General features: G+C 59.0%; 23 protein-coding genes. 11 read left to right on the top strand and 12 right to left on the bottom strand.

Translation table 11 applies throughout. From position 1 onward, the window contains the following. The first annotated feature begins 69 nt into the window (after window positions 1-69). The 3 genes from AC0T4W_RS13200 (at window position 70) to AC0T4W_RS13190 (ending at window position 2,292) form a co-directional block, all read left to right on the top strand. Complete coding sequence (locus AC0T4W_RS13200; RefSeq protein ID WP_476319553.1) at window positions 70-645, top strand: hypothetical protein; 576 nt, start codon at window positions 70-72, stop codon at window positions 643-645. 206 nt (window positions 646-851) lie between these two features. After that, window positions 852-1,682, top strand: coding sequence for a nucleoside triphosphate pyrophosphohydrolase (mazG, locus tag AC0T4W_RS13195; protein WP_476319551.1), 831 nt, complete (start codon window positions 852-854; stop codon window positions 1,680-1,682). A 70-nt stretch (window positions 1,683-1,752) separates the two neighbouring features. Next, window positions 1,753-2,292: a DUF2058 domain-containing protein gene (locus tag AC0T4W_RS13190; RefSeq protein WP_476319549.1), complete on the top strand. Its 540-nt coding sequence runs from the start codon at window positions 1,753-1,755 to the stop codon at window positions 2,290-2,292. Between the two features lie 65 nt (window positions 2,293-2,357). Here AC0T4W_RS13190 and AC0T4W_RS13185 read toward each other — a convergent pair whose 3' ends face one another. From AC0T4W_RS13185 to purM, 3 genes are read right to left on the bottom strand one after another with little or no spacing between them, the layout of a single operon-like run. Then, the gene (locus tag AC0T4W_RS13185; protein WP_476319547.1) at window positions 2,358-3,074 is read right to left on the bottom strand and encodes a DUF3108 domain-containing protein; all 717 of its coding nucleotides are present in this window, start codon (window positions 3,072-3,074) and stop codon (window positions 2,358-2,360) included. A 12-nt stretch (window positions 3,075-3,086) separates the two neighbouring features. Next, entirely contained in the window at window positions 3,087-3,737 is a 651-nt protein-coding gene (gene purN / locus AC0T4W_RS13180; protein ID WP_476319545.1) for a phosphoribosylglycinamide formyltransferase, read from the bottom strand. Between the two features lie 11 nt (window positions 3,738-3,748). Then, window positions 3,749-4,807 (bottom strand): phosphoribosylformylglycinamidine cyclo-ligase, encoded by a 1,059-nt coding sequence (gene purM / locus AC0T4W_RS13175; protein WP_476319543.1) that lies wholly within the window; start codon window positions 4,805-4,807, stop codon window positions 3,749-3,751. Window positions 4,808-5,118: 311 nt separating this feature from the next. On the opposite strand from purM, the gene AC0T4W_RS13170 reads away from it, so the two are divergent. From AC0T4W_RS13170 to hda, 3 genes are all read left to right on the top strand, one after another. Beyond that, window positions 5,119-6,168 (top strand): DUF2066 domain-containing protein, encoded by a 1,050-nt coding sequence (locus AC0T4W_RS13170; RefSeq protein ID WP_476319541.1) that lies wholly within the window; start codon window positions 5,119-5,121, stop codon window positions 6,166-6,168. Window positions 6,169-6,294: 126 nt separating this feature from the next. Beyond that, window positions 6,295-7,386 carry an AI-2E family transporter gene (locus tag AC0T4W_RS13165; protein ID WP_476319538.1) on the top strand — a complete coding sequence of 364 codons (1,092 nt, stop codon included), beginning with the start codon at window positions 6,295-6,297 and terminating at the stop codon, window positions 7,384-7,386. Beyond that, window positions 7,383-8,087 (top strand): DnaA regulatory inactivator Hda, encoded by a 705-nt coding sequence (hda, locus tag AC0T4W_RS13160; protein WP_476319536.1) that lies wholly within the window; start codon window positions 7,383-7,385, stop codon window positions 8,085-8,087. Before AC0T4W_RS13165 ends, hda begins: the two co-directional genes overlap by 4 nt. A 51-nt stretch (window positions 8,088-8,138) precedes the next feature. Here the strand turns inward: hda and AC0T4W_RS13155 are convergent, their stop codons facing one another. From AC0T4W_RS13155 to arsC, 3 genes are read right to left on the bottom strand one after another with little or no spacing between them, the layout of a single operon-like run. Beyond that, window positions 8,139-8,549 (bottom strand): DUF2069 domain-containing protein, encoded by a 411-nt coding sequence (locus AC0T4W_RS13155; RefSeq protein ID WP_476319534.1) that lies wholly within the window; start codon window positions 8,547-8,549, stop codon window positions 8,139-8,141. Further along, window positions 8,542-9,147 carry an NAD(P)H:quinone oxidoreductase gene (wrbA, locus tag AC0T4W_RS13150; RefSeq protein WP_476319532.1) on the bottom strand — a complete coding sequence of 202 codons (606 nt, stop codon included), beginning with the start codon at window positions 9,145-9,147 and terminating at the stop codon, window positions 8,542-8,544. Before wrbA ends, AC0T4W_RS13155 begins: the two co-directional genes overlap by 8 nt. Then, entirely contained in the window at window positions 9,144-9,497 is a 354-nt protein-coding gene (gene arsC / locus AC0T4W_RS13145; protein WP_476319530.1) for an arsenate reductase (glutaredoxin), read from the bottom strand. Before arsC ends, wrbA begins: the two co-directional genes overlap by 4 nt. A gap of 104 nt (window positions 9,498-9,601) precedes the next feature. Between arsC and AC0T4W_RS13140 the strand changes: the two genes are divergently transcribed. Then, the gene (locus AC0T4W_RS13140) at window positions 9,602-10,831 is read left to right on the top strand and encodes a virulence factor BrkB family protein (RefSeq protein ID WP_476319528.1); all 1,230 of its coding nucleotides are present in this window, start codon (window positions 9,602-9,604) and stop codon (window positions 10,829-10,831) included. 167 nt (window positions 10,832-10,998) lie between these two features. Continuing rightward, window positions 10,999-11,220, top strand: a complete 222-nt coding sequence (locus AC0T4W_RS13135; RefSeq protein ID WP_476319525.1) for a hypothetical protein — start codon at window positions 10,999-11,001, stop codon at window positions 11,218-11,220. 51 nt (window positions 11,221-11,271) lie between these two features. Here the strand turns inward: AC0T4W_RS13135 and AC0T4W_RS13130 are convergent, their stop codons facing one another. Beyond that, the gene (locus AC0T4W_RS13130) at window positions 11,272-11,664 is read right to left on the bottom strand and encodes a hypothetical protein (RefSeq protein ID WP_476319523.1); all 393 of its coding nucleotides are present in this window, start codon (window positions 11,662-11,664) and stop codon (window positions 11,272-11,274) included. A 139-nt stretch (window positions 11,665-11,803) separates the two neighbouring features. Next, entirely contained in the window at window positions 11,804-13,213 is a 1,410-nt protein-coding gene (locus AC0T4W_RS13125) for a PilZ domain-containing protein (RefSeq protein ID WP_476319521.1), read from the bottom strand. A gap of 30 nt (window positions 13,214-13,243) precedes the next feature. On the opposite strand from AC0T4W_RS13125, the gene AC0T4W_RS13120 reads away from it, so the two are divergent. Continuing rightward, window positions 13,244-13,723, top strand: coding sequence for a TlpA disulfide reductase family protein (locus tag AC0T4W_RS13120; protein WP_476319519.1), 480 nt, complete (start codon window positions 13,244-13,246; stop codon window positions 13,721-13,723). 4 nt (window positions 13,724-13,727) lie between these two features. Next, entirely contained in the window at window positions 13,728-14,003 is a 276-nt protein-coding gene (locus tag AC0T4W_RS13115; protein WP_476319517.1) for an acylphosphatase, read from the top strand. Window positions 14,004-14,359: 356 nt separating this feature from the next. On the opposite strand, the gene AC0T4W_RS13110 is transcribed toward AC0T4W_RS13115, so the two are convergent. The 3 genes from AC0T4W_RS13110 to AC0T4W_RS13100 all read right to left on the bottom strand — a co-directional run bounded on the left by AC0T4W_RS13110 (window position 14,360) and on the right by AC0T4W_RS13100 (window position 18,274). Continuing rightward, on the bottom strand, window positions 14,360-15,379 hold the full coding sequence (locus AC0T4W_RS13110; RefSeq protein WP_476319515.1) for an IS110 family RNA-guided transposase: 1,020 nt from the start codon (window positions 15,377-15,379) through the stop codon (window positions 14,360-14,362). A gap of 199 nt (window positions 15,380-15,578) precedes the next feature. Beyond that, window positions 15,579-16,532, bottom strand: coding sequence for a hypothetical protein (locus AC0T4W_RS13105; protein WP_476319513.1), 954 nt, complete (start codon window positions 16,530-16,532; stop codon window positions 15,579-15,581). A gap of 26 nt (window positions 16,533-16,558) precedes the next feature. Next, window positions 16,559-18,274, bottom strand: a complete 1,716-nt coding sequence (locus tag AC0T4W_RS13100; RefSeq protein WP_476319511.1) for a proline--tRNA ligase — start codon at window positions 18,272-18,274, stop codon at window positions 16,559-16,561. 111 nt (window positions 18,275-18,385) lie between these two features. Between AC0T4W_RS13100 and AC0T4W_RS13095 the strand changes: the two genes are divergently transcribed. Next, the gene (locus AC0T4W_RS13095; protein WP_476323648.1) at window positions 18,386-18,796 is read left to right on the top strand and encodes a PaaI family thioesterase; all 411 of its coding nucleotides are present in this window, start codon (window positions 18,386-18,388) and stop codon (window positions 18,794-18,796) included. Between the two features lie 65 nt (window positions 18,797-18,861). Here the strand turns inward: AC0T4W_RS13095 and AC0T4W_RS13090 are convergent, their stop codons facing one another. Continuing rightward, the gene (locus AC0T4W_RS13090; protein WP_476319509.1) at window positions 18,862-20,157 is read right to left on the bottom strand and encodes an OprD family porin; all 1,296 of its coding nucleotides are present in this window, start codon (window positions 20,155-20,157) and stop codon (window positions 18,862-18,864) included. Between the last annotated feature and the right edge of the window lie 258 nt (window positions 20,158-20,415).

Below are 20,415 nucleotides of genomic sequence, written 5' to 3'. Positions count from 1 at the left end.
GCTGCAAGCTGTTGTTACGGTAAAAAAACCTGCGCCATACTGAGCAACGAATAGGACAGGAGTATGACCATGGCTCGCTACGAAATTGCCTTTAGTGCGAAGTTGGTCTCGGGTGCCCAGCTGGAGTTGGTGAAGGCCAACCTGGCCAAGTTGTTCCAGGCCGATGAGCAGCGTCTGGCGCTGTTGTTCTCCGGGCGGCGTATCGTGATCAAAAGCAACTTGGATGCAGCCGGGGCAGAAAAATACCGCTCAACCCTGGAGCGCGCGGGGGCTGTGGCTGAAGTGGTTTGCCTGGATGAGGAAGTCGAGGAAATCGAGTTGGCCGCGCCGCCTGCTGCGACTTCAGACCCAATGGCTGCGCCAGTTGCCACACCTGTGCAGGCGGCGGCCGGCAGCACGCCGGCGGAGCGCCTGCAAATCGCGCCGCGAGATGAATATATGGCCGCGTTTGCGCAAGTGGATGCGCCGGACTTCGGCATTGCGCCGCTGGGTGATGATGTGCAGGACGGTAAACCGCAGGTGCAGGCTCCTGCCCTGGATTTGTCGCAGTTCAGCCTGGCACCGCCCGGCAGCGACATGGGCGAGGCGAAAAAAGCCCCGGCCGGGCCGCCACCGGATATCTCCCATCTGAAGCTGCAGGATTAGCCTGTGTAGCGCATCCCGAACGATCACCCGCTACGTCCGTCCCGCCTTGCGGCAGGTGATCTACACCATCCGCTCCGGGCGGCAGCTGGTCGGGCAGATTGATTTCACCTTGCCCCCTCGATGGGTTATGCGGCCTAGCAAATGTGGCTTTGCCCAACTCCCTTTGGGCTGCTAACCCATCGCAGATGTAATCACCGGAGTTTGTCATGTATCAACTCGACGACCTGCTGCACCTGATGGCCCGGCTGCGCGATCCGCAGCACGGTTGTCCGTGGGACCTCAAACAGAACTACGCGACCATCGTGCCGCACACTATCGAAGAAGCCTACGAGGTGGCCGATGCCATCGAGCGCGGCGACTTCGATCACCTGCCCGGTGAGCTGGGTGATCTGCTGTTTCAGGTGGTGTATTACAGCCAGCTGGCGCGCGAGGAAGGGCGTTTCGAGTTTGCCCAGGTTGTTGATGGCATCACCACCAAGCTGATTCGACGCCATCCCCATGTGTTTCCCGATGGCGATCTGTATGGCGCAGTGGACGTGGCCAAGTTGGAGGAGGCCGCAGTCAAACAGCGCTGGGAAGCGATCAAGGCCCAAGAGCGTGCTGAGAAAGCTACGGCTCCTGAGCAACTTTCATTGCTCGATGATGTGCCCACGGCCCTGCCGTCTCTGAGCCGGGCGATCAAATTGCAGAAACGCGCCGCCCAGGTTGGTTTCGACTGGCCGGAAGCTTTGCCGGTGGTGGACAAGGTGCGTGAAGAGCTGGATGAAGTGCTCGAAGCCATGAGCGAGAATAACCCCGAGGCGATTACCGAAGAAATCGGCGACCTGCTGTTTGTGGTCAGCAACCTGGCGCGGCATCTGAAGGTTGATCCGGAAACCGCCCTGCGTGCGGCCAATGGCAAGTTCGAGCGACGCTTTCGTTTTATCGAGCAGGCATTGCGCGAAGTGGGGCGCAACATGGAAGATTGCGCCCTGGACGAGTTGGACGCGCTCTGGGGCGAAGCCAAAAAGTTGGAAAAGCACACCCCGAGTTGTTGAGTTTGCGGGTGCGGTCTGCCTGCTGATGGTGGGTACGCCCGCTTTAAATTGATGGTTGGAAAGGTAGGTTATGGCTCTCTCACTACGCGATCAGCTGCTCAAAGCCGGGCTGGTCAACGAAAAGCAGGCCAAGCAGGCCGGTAAGCAGCAGCAGAAACAGCAGCGCCTGGTGCAGAAGGGTCAGGTCGAGAAGGATGAATCGCAAAAGCTCGCCGCTCAGCAGGCCATGGCCGAGAAGGCCGCGCGCGACCAGGAGTTGAACCGTCAGCAGCAGGAAAAGATCGAGCAAAAGGCCCGTGCCGCGCAGGTCAAACAGCTGATTGAGGCCTCGCGCCTGCCCAAACTGGCCACCGAGGATTACTACAATTTTGTCGACGACAAGAAGGTCAAGCGTCTGTCGGTGAACAAGCTGATGCGCGACAAGCTCAGCAGCGGCTCGCTGGCCATCGTGCGTCATGGTGGCGGCTACGAAGTGATCCCGCGCGAAGCTGCGCTGAAGATCCAGGAGCGCGACCCGCAGCGCGTGGTGCTGCTCAATACGCCGACCGAAGCGGCGGATGCTGATGATCCGTATGCGGCTTATCAGGTGCCGGATGATTTGATGTGGTGATGGCGGGCAAATCAGCGCAATAAAAAACCGAGCCACTGGCTCGGTTTTTTTAAGCTGAAGCTTACTCAGTCGCGGCGGCCTTCGACCGGCTTACCATCGACCGTGCCTTCTTTAAGCATGATCTGATATTCCTTGCCGTCGGTTTCCACCTGATGCAGGCGCACCAGCAGGAATTCCCAATCCTTGGCAAACCAGAGGGTGGTCTTGCGGCTGCTTTGCGTCGGGTCGCGCACGCGCTCGACCTTGATCGCGTCGATCAGGCCGGTCTGGGTGCGCACGGTTTCTTCGCCCAGTACGCGGAAATCGTAGGTTTCCACTTCATCGCCATCGACCACTTGATAGCTCATGCTTTTGGTGCCAGCGGCCACGTCGTACTGCAGGGCCAACTGGTAGGTTGACTTGTCCAGCAGGCCACGGTTTAGCGGTAGGCGCACCGGTGTGCCACGGTCACTGCCGATGACCTGCTTGGCGCTCCAGTCGAAGTCATGCTCGATTTTTTTGCCCTTGCCCAGGCCGCTGCGCCGGTACAGGTAGGTCTGCGGCAGGAGTACTTCTTTATCCACCCGCAGGGTGCTTTGTTCGGTCAGGCTGGCAACCAGCATTGAGGCTTCGAAATTCAGCTGCCATAGCCCATTGTCCAGGGCTTGCAAGCTGCGCTCGGCGCTACCGCTGACGGGCAGTTGCTTCCAGTCGGCGGTGTAGCTGGCGGAAAAGGGCTTCAGCTCGACGGCCAATGCCGGCAGGCAGATAAGCGATAGTGCGAACAGTAAGGCGCGACCCATGGTGTCTCCTGATTACGTTCGGATGAGGTGTCCGGTGCTCGGTAGCAGTTGCTCGTCCAACATGGCCCCTTGCGCTGTCAGTTGCAAACGGCCCTCGGCAAACCAGCGTACGGCCAGCGGGTAAATCACATGTTCTTGCTTGTGTACGCGCTGCGCCAGGCTGATCGGCGAGTCGTCTGACTGTACCGGCACCACTGCCTGTACGACCAGTGGTCCGCCATCGAGTTCCTCGCTGACGAAGTGCACGCTGCAGCCATGCTCGTTGTCACCGGCGTCCAGCGCCCGCTGGTGGGTGTGCAGGCCTTTGTATTTCGGCAGCAAGGACGGGTGGATATTCAGCAGGCGACCGGCGTAATGACGGACGAAACCGGGGGTGAGGATGCGCATAAAGCCTGCAAGCACCACCAACTGCGGATTAAACGCATCGATGGCCTCGACCAGCGCGGCGTCGAAGGCTTCACGGCCGTCGAACTGCTTGTGGTCGAGCACGGCAGTGGCGATGCCGGTCTGTTTTGCGCGCTCCAGGCCATAGGCATCTGCGCGGTTGGCAATCACCGCGCTGATGCGTGCCGGATTGCCGTCATGGGCGATGCTGTCGATCAGCGCCTGCAGATTGCTGCCGGAGCCGGAAATCAGCACCACCACATTGCAGTCAGTTGACATCGGTGCCGACATTAGTGCTGTTTCAGGTTGTTCAGCACGACTTGTGCGGCGCCTTCGGCAGCTTCGCCGATCTGGCCGATTACCCAGGGCTGCTCGCCAGCGGCGGTCAGGGTTTGCAGGGTGATCTCGACCTGGTCCTGAGCCACGCAAATAACCATGCCCACGCCGCAGTTGAGCACGCGGTGCATCTCATGCTCATCCACATTGCCTTTTTCCTGCAGCCAGTCGAATACAGCTGGGCGGGTCCAGCTGGCCACGTCGACCACGGCCTGAGCACCTTTTGGCAGCACGCGCGGAATGTTGTCGAGCAGGCCGCCACCAGTGATGTGGGCCATGGCTTTGACAGCGCCAGTGTCCTTGATCAGCTTGAGCAGCGGTTTCACGTAGATGCGGGTCGGTGCCATCAGCAGGTCGGTCAGCGGCTTGCCGTCAACCTGGGTGGTTTCGATTTCAGTGCCGGACACTTCGATGATCTTGCGGATCAGCGAGTAGCCGTTGGAGTGTGGGCCGGAGGACGGCAGGGCGATCAGGGCGTCACCAGCAGCGACTTTCGAGCCGTCGATGATCTCGGCCTTTTCCACCACGCCGACGCAGAAGCCGGCCAGGTCGTAGTCTTCGCCTTCGTACATGCCGGGCATTTCAGCAGTTTCACCGCCAACCAGGGAGCAGCCGGCCAGTTCGCAACCGGCGCCGATGCCGGTAACTACGGTGGCGGCCACATCCACATTGAGCTTGCCGGTGGCGTAGTAGTCGAGGAAGAACAGCGGCTCGGCACCACACACCACCAGGTCGTTAACGCACATGGCGACCAGGTCCTGGCCGATGCTGTCGTGCTTATTCAGGTTCAGCGCCAGGCGCAGCTTGGTGCCCACGCCATCGGTGCCGGAGACCAGTACTGGTTGTTTGTAGCCAGCCGGGATCTCGCACAGTGCGCCGAAGCCGCCCAGCCCACCCATGACTTCAGGACGCGCGGTGCGCTTGGCCACGCTTTTGATGCGTTCGACCAGAGCTTCGCCCGCGTCGATATCTACACCTGCGTCCTTGTAGCTGATGGAGGGTTGCTTGCTCATAGATCCAGGCCTTTAGGGGAAATTCGGATTGGCACCGGCGCTTTTGGCGGCGGTCTGCGAAGGCGCGCGATTTTATCAGGCTTACCCGGCAGCGGCCACCCGCTCAGGTTGCGGCTGTTGGGGCGGCTGTTTAAGCTCGCAAGCGGGTTGCTGTTGACAGTCTGCGGCTGAAAAGGGCTTTGGTATGGGCCTTAACAGCACCTAAACTCGCAAGCTTGAGCCACTGCCGCCTGCCTTGTGTGGCATGAATTGGCCGCAACTGTTGTTAAACCTGGCCTGCGCGCCACTTTCCGTCCGTCGAGAATCCATCCATGCGTTTGACCGCTCGCCTGCTTCTAATCTTTTTGTCGCTGTCCGGCCTGCCGGCGTTTGCCGCGCCAGTGAGTAATCTGTACCAAGTCCGCGAAGCGGTCAGCAGCCAGCAAGCGGAAGAACGCACTGCCGCCTTGAGCCGCGCGCTGGATACCTTGGTGCTGCGCCTGACCGGCAAGGCCGATGCCGCGCAGAGCCCGGCACTGGCGGCGCTGCGCAAGGACCCGCAACAGATCGTCAGCCAATTTGGCTATGAAGATGACCAGCTGCTGGTCGATTTTGACCCGCTGAGCACCGCGCGCAGCCTGCGTCAGGCGGGCCTGGCGCTGTGGGGGGCGAATCGTCCGAGCATTTTGCTCTGGTGGCTGAGTGATGCCAGCGACGGCAGCCGTCTGCTCGGTGACGGTCAAGCCGCTGCCGCATCGCTCAATCAAGCCGCGCAACACCGTGGTCTACCGCTGCGCCTGCCGTTGGCTGATCTCTCCGAACAACTGGTCGCCGTGCCGGAAAACCTCACCGCGAATGATCCTGCCGCCTTGCGTGAGGCTTCCGAACGTTACGCCGCCGATGCCTTACTGGCCGTTATGGCGCGTGAAGCAAACGGTCAGTGGCAGGCCGAGTGGCGCCTGTGGCTGGGTGACGAGCGTGAGCAGGGCACTGTGCAGGGCGCCGATCAGGCTGCGTTGGCCGACGCCATCCTGCTGGCCGTCCACCAACGTCTGGCCCCTCGTTTTATTGTGGCTGCCGGCGCTGCCAGTGGTTTGACCGTGCACGTGCAGGGTGTCGACCTGACGCGCTACGCCGAATTGCAGCGCATTCTTGAGCCGTTCGCGGCGCAGCTGCTTAAGGTTCAGGGCGACACACTGACCTTTGCCGTCAATGCTAATGTCGAGCAGCTGCGCGCACAGCTGAGCCTGGCACGTTTGCAGGAAGTGCCAGCAGAGGCGCCTGTGCTCGATGCCAGCCAGACGATTACACCACCCGCCACCGGTGCTGAGCCTGCGGCGCAGGCCACGCCGCGTGACAATGTGCTGAGGTTTCGCTGGTAGACTGCGGCGATTGCAACCTGTGCCCTGATTTGAAACCGCAGCTATCGAGCTGCGGTTTTCTTATATAGCGGGCCTCGCACGGTTGAGCATTTTCTGGATAAAACGTTGGCATATGGAGCGCAGGGCATGATTGATTCGCATCGTTGGATATGGATAGTCGGGGCGTTGCTGCTGTGCGGCTTGTTGTACCTGCTGGCGCCAATTCTCTCGCCATTTCTGATCGGTGTTCTGCTGGCTTATATGGGCGACCCGCTGGTCGACCGTATGGAGCGCTGGAAACTGTCGCGGACCTGGGGCGTGGTGGTGGTCTTTGCCCTCATCACCCTGGTCATGGCCATCCTGCTGCTGGTATTGGTGCCCATGCTGGGCAAGCAGTTGGTGCGCCTGTATGAGTTGATCCCGGAAATGCTCGACTGGGCACAGAACCAGGCCCTGCCATGGGTTCAGCTCAAGCTCGGTTTGAGTGAAGGCTTCTGGCGGTTTGATCAACTGAAAAAAGCATTTTCGGGGCAACTGGATAAAACCACCGATATTGTCGGCATGCTGCTGTCCACAGCCACTTCTTCAGGTTTGGCGCTGCTGGCTTGGTTGGCCAACCTGGTGCTGATTCCAGTGGTGAGTTTCTACCTGATGCGCGATTGGGACCTGATTGTCGCCAAGCTGCGCAGCTTGCTACCACGCGGCCGCGAAGGACTGGTTGTGAAACTGTTCGGCGAATGTCATGAAGTGCTCGGCGCTTTCCTGCGTGGTCAGTTGCTGGTGATGCTGGCACTGGGCGTGATGTATGCCACCGGCTTGATGGTGATTGGTCTGGAGCTCGGGCTGCTGATCGGCGTGCTGGCGGGTTTAGCCAGCATCGTGCCGTACCTGGGCGTGGTGGTCGGCATCGGTGCGGCATTGACGGCCGGCCTGTTCCAGTTCGGCATGGACCCCTACCCACTGGTGGCCATCGCTGCAGTCTTTATCATTGGGCAAATGCTCGAAGGCATGCTACTGACGCCGATGCTGGTGGGCGACCGCATTGGCCTGCACCCGGTTGCCGTGATCTTCGCGATCATGGCCGGTGGTCAACTGTTCGGCTTCACCGGCATCCTCCTGGCCCTGCCGGTGGCGGCGGTGATTATGGTGTTAGTGCGTCATCTGCATGATTTCTATAAACTTTCCGATCTTTACGGTGAGCCAGCCAGCGGTTCCGACGAGCCGCCCAACCCAGCATGACACCCATACAACTGCCTTTAGGTGTGCGTCTGCGTGATGACGCCACTTTCGCCAATTACTACCCCGGAGCCAACGCTGCGGCGCTGGGCTATGTCGAGCGTCTGTGCGAGGCCGATGCCGGCTGGACGGAAAGCCTGATCTATCTCTGGGGCGGTGAGGGCGTAGGGCGTAGTCACTTGTTACAGGCGGCTTGTTTGCGTTTTGAGCAACGAGGCGAGCCGGCGGTTTATCTGCCGCTGGCCGAGGTGGTCGAGTACGGCCCGGCGACACTGGACAATCTGGAGCAGTGCGAACTGGTCTGCCTGGATGATCTGGATGCAGTAGCCGGGCGCAGTGACTGGGAAGAGGCGCTGTTTCATTTGTTCAATCGTCTGCGCGACAGTGGCCGGCGCCTGTTGCTGGCCGCCAGCAGCTCGCCGCGCGAGTTACCGGTGCAACTGGCTGACCTGCAATCGCGCCTGACTCTGGCGCTGGTGTTTCAACTGCAATCGCTGTCGGACGAAGACAAACTGCGTGCCCTGCAGCTGCGTGCATCAAGGCGCGGCCTGCATCTGAGTGATGATGTCGGGCGTTTTATCCTGACTCGCGGCGAGCGCAGCATGAGCGCGTTGTTCGAGTTGCTTGAGCGCTTGGATCAGGCATCGTTGCAGGCCCAGCGCAAGCTGACCATTCCCTTCCTGAAAGAAACCCTGGGCTGGTAAAGCGCGCTATAAAACGCTGAGCCTGCGTGCAGCCAGACTCAGCGTTGCCCCCTAGTTTTCCCCAGCCAATTTGCGCTCGTATTGAAAACGCCAGCGGGTAAACATCAGCGCGGCGCAAAACAGGCTGAAGCTCAGCCCTGTCAGTAGCCAGCCGTACAGCGCCTTGCTTGGGTCGAAGGCGGCGAGTACGCCCTGGATAAAGTACAGATTGACCACAAAGCAGGCCCAGGCGTGGGCGCGGGCGTTGCCGAGGATCAGGCCGGGGGCGAGCAGTAGCAAGGGGGCCAGTTGTACACCGAGGATCACCCAAAGCAGTTTGCTGGGCACGTTGGCGAACCACAGGTTCCATACCAGCAGCGCGGCGGCCAGACCAAAAAAGCTCAGTAAGCTGGCGATACGGCTGAGCTTTAGGCGCGGCTCTAGCCATTCCAGGGCTGGCAAGGGTTTGGCGGTTTTAGCCACGGGTGCTCTCCAGTTTTGCCGCAGTTTGCGCCAGGCGCTGGCCGAGTGCGCGGCACAGGGCAATTTCATGTTCATCAAGAGCGCGTTTGCCGTCGGCACCGGCATGGTGGCTGGCACCATAAGGCGTACCGCCGCTACGGGTTTCCAGTAGTGCGGCCTCGCTGTAGGGCAGGCCGGTGATCAGCATGCCGTGATGCAGCAGTGGCAACATCATCGACAGCAGGGTGGTTTCCTGGCCGCCGTGCAGGCTGGCGGTTGAGGTAAATACGCCGGCAGGTTTGCCGACCAAGCCGCCAGTCAGCCATAGGCTGCTGGTGCCATCGAGAAAGTACTTGAGTGGCGCGGCCATATTGCCGAAACGAGTCGGGCTGCCAAGTGCCATGCCGGCGCAGTTTTTCAGGTCATCCAGGCTGGCGTACAGCGCGCCTTCAGCTGGAATATCCGGGGAGACCGCTTCACATTCGGTCGATACTGCGGGCACTGTGCGCAGGCGCGCTTCCAGGCCGCCCATCTCGACGCCACGGGCAATTTGCCGGGCCATTTCTGCGGTGGCGCCATGGCGGCTGTAATACAGCACCAGAATGTAGGGTGCGCTCACGGCAGAATCTCCAGAATATTTTCAGGGGGGCGGCCGATGACGGCCTTGTCGCCGACAACCAGAATGGGCCGCTCAATCAGTTTGGGCTGCTCGGCCATGGCTGCGATCAGCTGTGCGTCAGTCAGTTGTGGGTTGCTGAGGCCAAGAGTCTTGTATTCATCTTCACCAGTGCGCAATAGCTGCCGTGGGCTGATGCCGAGCTTATCGAGTAGCGTCTGCAGCTGGGCGGCGCTCAGGGGTGTTTCCAGGTAGCGCACGATGGTTGGGCTGAGCCCGCGGTCTTCCAGCAATTGCAATGCGCTGCGCGATTTTGAGCAGCGCGGGTTATGGTAGAGCGTCATAGCGGTCATGTTCGGGTCGCCTGTTACCTTCGATGGCGGCTATTCTAACCGCTAACGGTATCCGCGCCTGTGCCTGTAGCAGGTGCCTGGGTACAAATGGTTAAGGAGAGGGCATGCTGCAGCGCGTTAAAAATCTGTTGGAGTTCTGGCGTTTTTTGTTGCAGCGCTTTATCGCCGATAAAGGGACCAGCAATGCGGCGGCTTTAACCTACACCACCCTGTTTGCGGTGGTGCCGATGATGACGGTGACTTTTTCCATGCTCTCGGCCATTCCGGCGTTTCAGGATACTGGCGAGCAGATTCAGAGCTTTATCTTCCGCAACTTCGTGCCTTCTGCCGGTGAAACCCTGCAGCAATATCTGCGCGATTTCACCACCCAGGCGCGGCAACTCACCTGGATTGGTGTGGGGGTGTTGGCTGCGACGGCGTTCTGGATGCTGGTGACCATCGAGAAGACCTTCAACACCATCTGGCGCGTGCGTCAGCCGCGCCGTGGTGTGTCGAGCTTTCTGCTGTACTGGGCGATTCTCAGCCTGGGGCCGCTGCTGCTTGGCGGTGGCTTTGCCATCAGCACCTACTTTACCTCGCTGTCGTTGATTTCCGGGCCAGATGCCTTAATCGGTGCCCAAGTGGTGCTGAAGTTTATGCCGCTGCTGTTTAGTGTGGCGGCGTTCACCTTGCTGTATGCCACGGTGCCGAATGCTCAGGTGCCGGTTCGCCATGCGCTGCTGGGTGGCTTGTTTGCGGCCATCCTGTTCGAAGTGGCGAAGATGCTGTTCGGGCTGTATGTACGTCTGTTTCCCGGTTATCAGCTGATTTATGGCGCGTTTGCCACAGTGCCGTTGTTTCTGTTGTGGATCTATCTGTCCTGGCTGATTGTGCTGTTCGGTGCGGAGTTGGTTTGCAACCTGGGTTTCTCCCAGCAATGGCGCAAGCGTGCGGTGCCGCGTCTGTTGATGGCGCTTGGCGTGTTGCGGGTGTTCTACGAGCGTCAGCAGTCGGGTTTGAAAGTACGCTTGTTGGATGTGCAGCGTCAGGGCTGGTCGCTGGCGGAGCATGAGTGGGAAGAGATTCTGGTGTTTCTTGAGCAGCAGAAGCTAATCGCCCCAACCGGTTCTGGCACCTGGGTGTTGAGCCGTGATCTTGGCCATTATTCGCTGCAGCAACTGCTTAGCCATAGCCCTTGGCCGCTGCCTAGGGCGGAGAACCTGCCTGAGGAACTCGATGAGGTCTGGTATCCGGCGCTGCGCAGTGGCTTGGTGCAGTTGCAGGAAGAGCAGGAGACGCTATTTGGTGAAGATCTTGCGAAGTGGCTGCAGCCAGAAGCTGAGCCGGCAAAGTGACGTAAAACGTCAGTTTGCGGCGTTGTGCTGATGGCGCATGATGGCACCGATGACCATGAAGGTCGCCAAACGCGGTTAAAGGGAAGCTGGCACGCTTCTGGCTATCTGTCTTGCAGATAGCGATCAGGTTGCCAGCAGGGCAGGGATTGGCGGAGTGTGAAGGCGTTATGAAAGCCAATAAAGGCAAAGTGATTCATCTGTACCAGCGTGACCCGCAAGAGGCCCTTGAGCGCCTCAATCGCATCACTGGCCTGCGTTTTAGTAGCTGGCCGCAATCGTTGGTCAATTCCAGCCCATCTGAACAGCCCGGTATTTCTGGCTTATCTGAATGCGTTGTGCAGCCTGATTCCAGCTCCAAGTGCGGGCCCGCAGGAATGCTCTCGGGCTAAACGCAAAACCCCGCGTCGGTGCGCGGGGTTTGTGTGTGGCTGGGGGCTCTATCAGGCGAGTGCTTGGCGGCTATCGGGCTGTGGTAATTCGACCGCTTGCACAAATAACTCCTCTACCACCAGGCTGCTCGCCGGCACGGCAGAGCGTAGGCGCACCTGCATGTCCTCGATCTTCAGCTTCACCGGCAGGCGGGCCACGCTGGAAAGCAGGATCTTGCTGTGCTGATTGACCTTGCCGTGGTCGACCATCACTTCACGGCGGGTGGTGCCGTCGCGGTAGCTGATCAACAGGGATACAGGCAGATTTGCCAGCCCCGGCAGGTGCAGCCAGGCGGCTACGTTGAACTCAGCAACCCGCCCTTCGTATGGAGTGACCTGTAAGCGGGCGAGATTGACGATGGCAGATGGCACGGGGCCGACCAACTTATCGAGGGCTTGAGTCATGGTTGTGTTCCAGGCTAATAACGGATCGCATCAGGCGTGAGTGCGATGAATTATAAGCGTGGCCCACCCGATGAAACTGTGCGCTCGGCCGATGTTCGGCGTGACCGTTCTCGCAGTTTTGACGTACTGGTAATAGCGCCTAAGCCAGCTGCATCGGGTAGCGGGTGACTGATGCGGTGAGCAGATTGGCAGTCGGCAGCGGCAGGATCGCCTGGTTGTGTGCGCTGGCCAGTTGCAACCAAACATTTTCCCCTTCAACAAACTGCCCGTTTGGCAGCCATAAGCCGTGATGCCAGCCGTTACCCGGTGCTGGGGTGCTTTGCAGTACGCCAGGGTGAGTCTGGGCGCTGGGCGCGCGACGCAACCACACCGGACGCGGCAGGCCTTTCAGGTAGCGCAGGCCCAGGTGCAGGCCTTCACTGTTCAGATGTCGCCAACGCACCAGGGCCAGGGTCGGCGTATCACTGCCGGTGATCAATAGCACAAGCTGGCCAACCGAGAGTTGCACGGCTTGGTCGGCATTACACAGCAAGCGTGCGCCGCCTGCGCTTGCATCCAACATCTGCGCGCTGGTGCGCAGTGGTCGTTGTTCCAACAGCTGGGCGTGAATAGCGGGCAGACCGACCACCAGGTTGCATTCCGAGCTGTGGTCGGCGCGCGTATGCCGACGTTGCTGGCGCCCCAGCCAATGCTGTTGCACACGCTCCAGCAACTGGCGTTCTGCTTTGCTCTGTAGCGGTGCTGGCTCATGCAGCGCTACCAGCAGGGCGCCCAGTTCAAAGCGGCGCAAATAGTCAGCACTGCCTTCTGGTATCTGGATATAGCTCAGGCAGGGTTGCGCTTCTGTCAGGTCGATGGTCGGCCCTTCGATCTCATCGTCTTCATCCCAGGGCAGCAAGCGCGCCAGCCCGGCCAGCGGTGAGAGCGCACCGAACAGCAGTGCACATTCGCCCTCGGCGAGATGAAACGGATTACTCAGCGCGAGCAGCAGCATCTGCTGGTAGATGCCGCGCATGGTATTTGCCGGTTGCGGGGTAAAGGCTGCAGCCACCGGCTCGTCCAGGCAGTCCTGATGTTCGCCGATCCAGTACAGCAAATGGCTGTCACGCCACAGGCTCGGCGGCGGTTCCTGATACAGCTGATAGTGGCGCAGCAGGCTTTGCGCGAGAAAATGCTGAGCCATATACAGACACCAGGCCAGGTGCGGGCGTGATGGCTGGCGGCCTTGCAGGATTTGCAGCAGCAGACGTTTAAAACCGATGGCCAGCTCACTGCACAGGTGCACAAACAAGGCTGTAGGGGGACTTTCGCCTTGATAGGCCTTGGTGTAATGCCGGTACTGGTCGCTGAAGCTTTGCAGTGCGCGCTGCCTTTCGAGTAAGGTCATGGCGCTGCGGTTCAGCCTGAAGAGCAGGCCAAGCGCTTGCTGCAAGGCCAGCTCTGGCGATTGCAGGCGGGCCTGAGCCAGTTGTTCGTTGAGGTCCGCCAGCGGCGCGACCTCGGTTTCGAGGATGTCTGGCACTTCCAGGCGCAAGGCATCTAATGTCATATCAACCTTATGGAATCAGGGAGCGAGTGCATGGGAATGCGTTTCCAGGCGATCATTCGTGCTGTTGCGGGCGTAGGCATAGGTCTGATTCTGGCCGGTTGTGCTGAAGACATAGGCGTCGATCAATATGGACGAAAGGTAGCGGTTGAGCGCCTGGAAGGCCAGTGGTTAGTGATTAATTACTGGGCCCAGTGGTGCGCGCCTTGCCGCACCGAGATTCCCGAACTCAATGCCCTGGAAAAACAGCTCAAGGAGCAGTCCGTGCAGGTGCTCGGGGTGAATTTTGATGCGCTGCAGGGCGAGAAATTGAGCAAGGCGGCGCAAGACATGGGCATTACCTTTACCGTGCTGGCGCAGGACCCGGCCGAGCGCTATCAGTTGCCGCGTGCTGAAGTACTGCCGGTGACCTATATCGTCGATGATCAGGGGCGCATGCGTGAGCGTCTACTGGGTGAGCAGACGGCGGCCGGTCTGACCGCTCGCCTGGCTGCGCTCAAGGCGGAGGGCTAGAACCATGGCGCGTATCTGCAAGCATGGTTACGTTAGCGGCCGTGTTCAGGGTGTAGGTTTTCGCCAAACGACTGCGGCGCAAGCTGAGCGTCTTGATCTCGATGGCTGGGTGCGCAATCTGGCTGACGGGCGCGTTGAGGTGTTGTTTGAAGGTGAGGAAGAGGCAGCAGCCGAGCTGGCAAGTTGGTTGGAACAGGGACCGCAGGCTGCCGAAGTGACCGCGCTGGAGCTGCAGGAGCAAGCGTTGCAGGGGGTTGCCGGATTTATCGTACGGCGCTGAGTCGTTGATGGGCTACGCGGCGTATAGAGTTTCCTGCTGTGCTTGCGTCTTGTACTTCACGCCGCTAACCCATATATGGACTCCTCCCGTTTTGCCAGTGAAATACACATCCAACGAACCTAGGTACGACTGCTTCCGTATATCCGGCTTCTGATAAGGCGTTGGGTGCCTTGAGCCATGATGAATATCCGCTCATGTGTTCCTGATCGCCCTAGCGGCCTTGGTTTACAGAGGGCCTGTGGGTAAAGCAGGTTTTACACATGCCGGCTCGACCGGTTCGTCATCACTGCATGTCACTGTGCAATCGTGGTGGATCTTCTACGGTGTCACTTCATTCCAGCTTGGGTACTTCAGGTTTACGCCTCAGCAGGTTGATAGTCTTCCCCCTTGCTGAGGATCGCCCAGATGATCCGGGCATTCTTGTTCGCCAGGGCGACCGTGGCGATATTTGTGTTGCGTCGACACTGCAACTGCTGCAGCCAGGTGCTGCGTCGATCCGTCTTTTCCTTACAGGTCTTCAGCACCGCACGAGCGCCATGGACCAATAACGTGCGCAGGTAACAGTCACCCTTTTTGCTGATGTGCCCCAGACGCTCTTTGCCGCCACTTGAATGCTGGCTCGGCACTAATCCCAGCCAGGCCGCGAACTGTCTGCCCGAACTGAACTGCCGTGCATCACCCACTGCAGACACCACGGCAGTCGCGCTGATCGGGCCAACGCCCTCCACCTGCAGCAAACGCTGGACACGCTCATCCGTCTTAACCTGACGGTGAAGCATGCTGTCCAACTGTTTGACTCGCTCATCCTGTCCCTGCAGCTCATCACGCAATAACTCGAGCATTTCGTGCAGCTCGCCCGGTAATGTCTGGTGTTCGTCCAGCGCCTGCTGCAGCAACGCGCGGGTGGCCGCTATTCCCTGGCGACTCGCCACCAAACCGAACTCGCCAAGCAGGCCACGTATCTCGTTAACCAACGCTGTACGCGCCCTGATTAACCGGCTTCTGATCCGGTGCACCGACTGCCCAGCTTGCTGCTCGGCACTCTTCACCGCGACATAACGCATCGTGGGTCGGCTGGCAGCCTCGCAAATCGCCTCCGCGTCGTTGGCGTCGTTCTTACCACTCTTGACGTAGGGTTTGACGAACTGCGGCGCAATCAACCGCACTTCATGCCCCAACTTGCCCAGCTCGCGCGCCCAGTAATGCGAACTACCACAGGCCTCCATCGCCACCAAGCACGGCTCTTGTTGGCGGAAAAAATCCAGCATCTGTGAACGCTTGAGCTGCTTACGGCACTTCACCTGCTCGTGGCTATCGACGCCATGAACTTGAAAAACCTGTTTTGCCAAATCGATGCCGATTCGCTTAAGTTTCATGGTGACTCCTCCCTTCGTGGCTGTTTGGTTGTGACAACCTCAGTCTGGCGCATAGACGCCGTAGGAGGGAGGAGTCCATCTCATTGTCCTACGGTTTGACGTACCAGCCCGTAGGATGGGTTGAGCGCAGCGATACCCATCTGTGTTGCCGCATAGGCTGGTGCAGCCGTATCGCAACCAGGCGCTGTCGCATTGGGCGTCAGTCGTTGCCAGGGTCGGCGACTAGGCGGCCGGCGTCTGTGGTCAGGGCTTGTAAGAAGACTTTCTGCAGTTCCGGATCATTACGGGTCAGTTCGATCAGGCTCTGTTCCAACTCGCTGGCCTCTTCCTCAAGGCCCAGCTCCGACAGACGTTTGACTCGATGCACCCACTGGGCCACATCGTCGCCCTCGAGGTCGGCGTAGATCAGCTCATGGGCCTCCTGCAGCTTGCCGCGCAGCGTGCGGCTGACCAGCAGTGATGCATCGGCGCGTGCTGAGCCCTGATCATCTTCGACGGTCAGCAGCAAGGTGCTGATGCGCGTGACATCTTCGTCGGCAAACGGGCTGTCGAGCAGGTTCAGGCGCAGGATGCCGTTACGGTCGGTTAGCAGTTCATGGCTCTGCTCGCCAGCTTTAACCAGCACTGGGCGCTCGGCCCAGGGCAGGCTGGAGTACTCCATGCGCGCATCCTGGCGACGCTCTTCAAGGCTGGCGAGGTTTTGCTGCGAGCGACCGTTGGATTCGACGTTCATCGCCGGGTTGAGGCCGGCGAAGCCGTAGCTGATCCAGTCCTTGGTTGCACTGTCCGGCAGGCTGCCAAGCAGCACCACATTGAGCACATTGGCACCGATACCGCCGACCACCGCCAGCGCGCCGAGGGGCACTTCATACAGCTCGCGCCAGGGCTGGTAAGGGGTGTAGCGGTCATAACGGCGCGTCACGTCAAACGCCGTGACCTCGAAGGTCTTCTGTTCATGCACACGTACGCGGCGTTGTGGCAACTCCAGCACGCGTGGCTCACCGACATCGATCTGTAGGCTGTGATCGAGCAGTTTGCGCTCGACGCGTTCCTCGTGTTCGCTGCGCTGCGGCAACTGGTTGGCGCAGCCGCTGAGCAGCAGAGGGCCACCCACGAGGGTGGCGATAAGGCTGAGGGTGCTTCGCTTGAACATGACGACTCTTGCTAAAAAGGCTGAGATCAGTGGCTGATGCGGGCCTGGATAAAGCTCAGGATGTCGACCACAGGCACGGCCTGGGCGTCGGTTTCCTTACGGCTCTTGTATTCCAGGTTGCCTTCGGCCAGGCCGCGATCACTGACGACGATGCGATGCGGGATGCCGACCAGTTCCATATCCGCGAATTTGATGCCCGGGCTGGTCTTTTTGTCACGGTCATCGAGCAGTACTTCGTAGCCAGCAGCGGTCAACTGCGCATACAGCGTGTCGGTGGCTTCGCGCACGGCGTCAGTCTCGTAACGCAGCGGCACCAGAGCGATATGGAACGGCGCCAGAGCATCATTCCAGAGGATGCCACGGTCATCATTGTTCTGCTCGATGGCTGCTGCCACCACACGGGAAACGCCGATGCCATAGCAACCCATGGTCAGGATCACCGGCTTGCCGTTCTCACCAAGAACCTGACAGTTCAGTGCTTCGCTGTACTTGGTGCCCAGCTGGAAGATGTGCCCGACTTCGATGCCGCGCTTGATTTCCAAAGTACCTTTGCCGTCCGGGCTTGGGTCGCCAGCCAGTACGTTGCGCAGGTCAGCAACTTCAGGCAGCGGCAGGTCGCGCTCCCAGTTAACGCCGAAATAGTGCTTGTCATCGATGTTGGCACCGGAGGCGAAGTCGCTCATCAGCGCTACCGAGCGGTCGATGATGCAGGGGATCGGTAGATTGACCGGGCCCAGCGAGCCAGGGCCTGCGCCGATAGCCGCACGAATCTCGGCTTCGCTGGCGAACACCAGTGGGCTGGCAACCAGCTCCAAGTTGGCGGCTTTGATTTCATTGAGTTCGTGGTCGCCACGTACGATCAAGGCGACCAGGGTGCCTTTCTTAGCGCCATGCACCATCAGGGTCTTGATGGTTTTTTCGATGGCCAGGCCAAAACCCTGCACCAGCGCGTCGATGGTCTTGGTGTCCGGTGTCTCAACCATGCGCATGCTTTCAGTCGCTGCACCACGGCTGCTTTCGCGCGGAACCGCTTCGGCCTTTTCGATATTGGCGGCGTAGTCGGAGCTGTCGCTGAAGGCGATATCGTCTTCGCCGGAGTCAGCCAGTACGTGGAATTCGTGGGAGCCGGTGCCGCCGATAGAGCCGGTATCAGCCTGCACGGGGCGGAAATTCAGGCCCAGGCGGGTGAATACGTTGCAATAGGCCTGATGCATGCGGTCATAAGTTTGCTGCAGCGAAGCCTGGTCGACGTGGAAGGAGTAGGCGTCCTTCATGATGAACTCGCGGCCACGCATCAGACCAAAGCGCGGGCGGATTTCGTCGCGGAACTTGGTCTGAATCTGATACAGATTGATCGGCAACTGCTTGTAGCTGTTCAGCTCATTGCGCGCCAGATCGGTGATCACTTCTTCATGGGTCGGGCCTGCGCAGAAGTCGCGGCCGTGGCGATCCTTCATGCGCAGCAGCTCGGGGCCGTACTGTTCCCAACGGCCGGATTCCTGCCACAGCTCTGCCGGTTGAATACCGGGCATCAGCACTTCCAGCGCGCCGGCGGCATTCATTTCTTCGCGCACAACTCGCTCAACCTTGCGCAGCACGCGTAGGCCCATGGGCAGCCAGGTGTACAGGCCGGATGCCAGCTTGCGGATCATGCCGGCGCGCAGCATCAACTGGTGGCTGATGACCACGGCATCGGATGGAGTTTCTTTCAGAGTCGAGAGCAGGAACTGGCTGGTACGCATATTTGGCTGTTCTGTCGGTTGCAAGAGATTTTCAATGGCCGGCATTGTACGGTGCCTGTACAGATGCGTACAGGATGCTGACGTGTGCATATAAAGGAGGGGAGTGTGTCGATATTAACGGCAGAGCAGGTGCAAGCACTGATTCGGGCAGGATTGCCGATAGCAGAGGACATCAACTTGTGTATCGACCGGCTGGATGCCAGCGGTGCGCTGGTACGGGTGCCATTTCACAGCAAATTGGTGCGTCCCGGCGGCACCTTGTCCGGGCCAACCATTATGGCGCTGGCAGATGCTGCGATGTATGCGGTGGTGCTGGGTCGTATCGGGCGGGTGGAAATGGCCGTGACATCTAATTTGAATATCAACTTTCTGGTTAAACCCAAACCAGTTGATCTATTAGCCGAGGCGCGAATATTAAGATTGAGTCGCAGGCAGGCTGTTTGCGAGGTGTCGGTTTACTCGCAGGGCAATGAAGATGAGTTGGTGGCGCATGTGACGGGGACTTATGCGTTGCCGTTGTAGGTTTTTAGCAGGCAAGAAAAAGCCCGACCTAGGTCGGGCTTTCTTTACCTGCTAAACGGTCTGAATTACAGAACGCTCAGTGGGTATTCAAGGATCAGGCGGAAGTCATTGACGTCACCCTGAGCGTTGTCACGATAGAAAGCGTTACGAACGCGGAAGGACAGATCTTTAGCTGCGCCTTCCTGGATTACGTACTTGGCTTCGAGATCCAGTTCGCGCTCTGTGTAGCTATCATCGGCGGTGCCACGGATGTAGCGGGTCATAAAGCTCAGGCCCGGAACACCGAAGGAGGCCATATTGATGTCGTAGCGAGCTTGCCAAGAATTTTCATCTTTTTGGTTAAAGTCGGAGTACTGAACCGAGTTGGCCAGGAAGATGGAACCGCCACCGTCTTCACCGTAGCGATAGCCATCATCGCCTGTGCTGCGCTGGTGAGCCAGAGTGAAGGTGTGAGCGCCGAGAGAGTATGCGCCCGCCAAGCTCCAAATGGTGTTGTCGCGGCTTTCACGAATACCTGGAGTTTTAACGCTACCGTCGTCGTTGAACTTCGTGGTGTATGCTTCAACGTAGCCTTTGTCGTACTTTGACTTATAAACATTGAAGTCAAAGTTCATAGATTGCTCTTCGGCAATCGGCAGGTTGTAGTTCAGATTGGCATAGTACTTCTTGTAAAGATCTTCAGCGTCGGACGCATGCAGTGCACCGCTGAAATTGTCAGTGAAGCTGTAGTTTGCACCGACAATATTGATTCCTTTCAAGCCTGTGCTATCGGTGCCAGTATTTTCTTGAGAGCTTAAGGCTGTGAAGCGACCAGCGCTCAGCTCAAGGCCTTCGATCTCATTGCTGACCAAGTAGGTGCCGGTAGCAACTTCTGGCAGGATACGGCTGTCGTCAGTAGCGAAAACAGGGCTGCCGGTAAACATGTTGCCGTATTTCAGGACGGTATCAGATACGCGGAACTTAATAGCGCCGCCGACTTCGGTCTGGGTGTCGTCACCACGACCGTCGTCAGTTTTACCGAATTGGCCAGTGCCGACACGGCCGCGGCCGCTGTCGAGCTTAATGCTGCTCAGGCTATGAGCGTCGAAGCCCACACCTACGGTGCCTTGAGTGAAGCCGGACTCCAGCAGCAGGCGGATGCCCAGGCCGAACTCTTCACGGTAACCAGCTGGGTTAGCGGAATTGCTCGATGGGTTTGGACCATTGCGGAAATCACGGTTCATGTAAAGGGCGCGATTGAAGATATTGAAGCTGCTGTCTTCAACAATGCCCTTAGACTCAGACTGGCTGGATGCCACTGCCATTTGGGTGGTGCCCGCTGCTACTGCGAGGGCGATTACGCTCCACTTCATCACTTGCATCGTGATTGCTCCTTGGTTTAGAAAAGTTGCGCCATCCGGCTGGTTGTTGTATGGACGGCTCTTTCTTTTTGTGTCGGCGGTAACTTATAGCACGCTGCCAATGTTGGCGATAGTTGCAATCTATTCCTTGCGATTTCTTCACGGCTGTGTCGCAAAAGCTTATGAGTCATGTCGCATTTTTGTGGATGCTGCCTGCGTGCTAGGAGTCAATGCTAACGTATTTTTGCGCTTGCTCGTAGGTTGCCTTCGGCAGCCAAA

Source organism: Pseudomonas sp. C7.1, assembly GCF_056312395.1.
The sequence above is the reverse complement of the archived record's forward strand: the minus strand, read 5'-3'. Positions and strand labels throughout refer to the sequence as shown.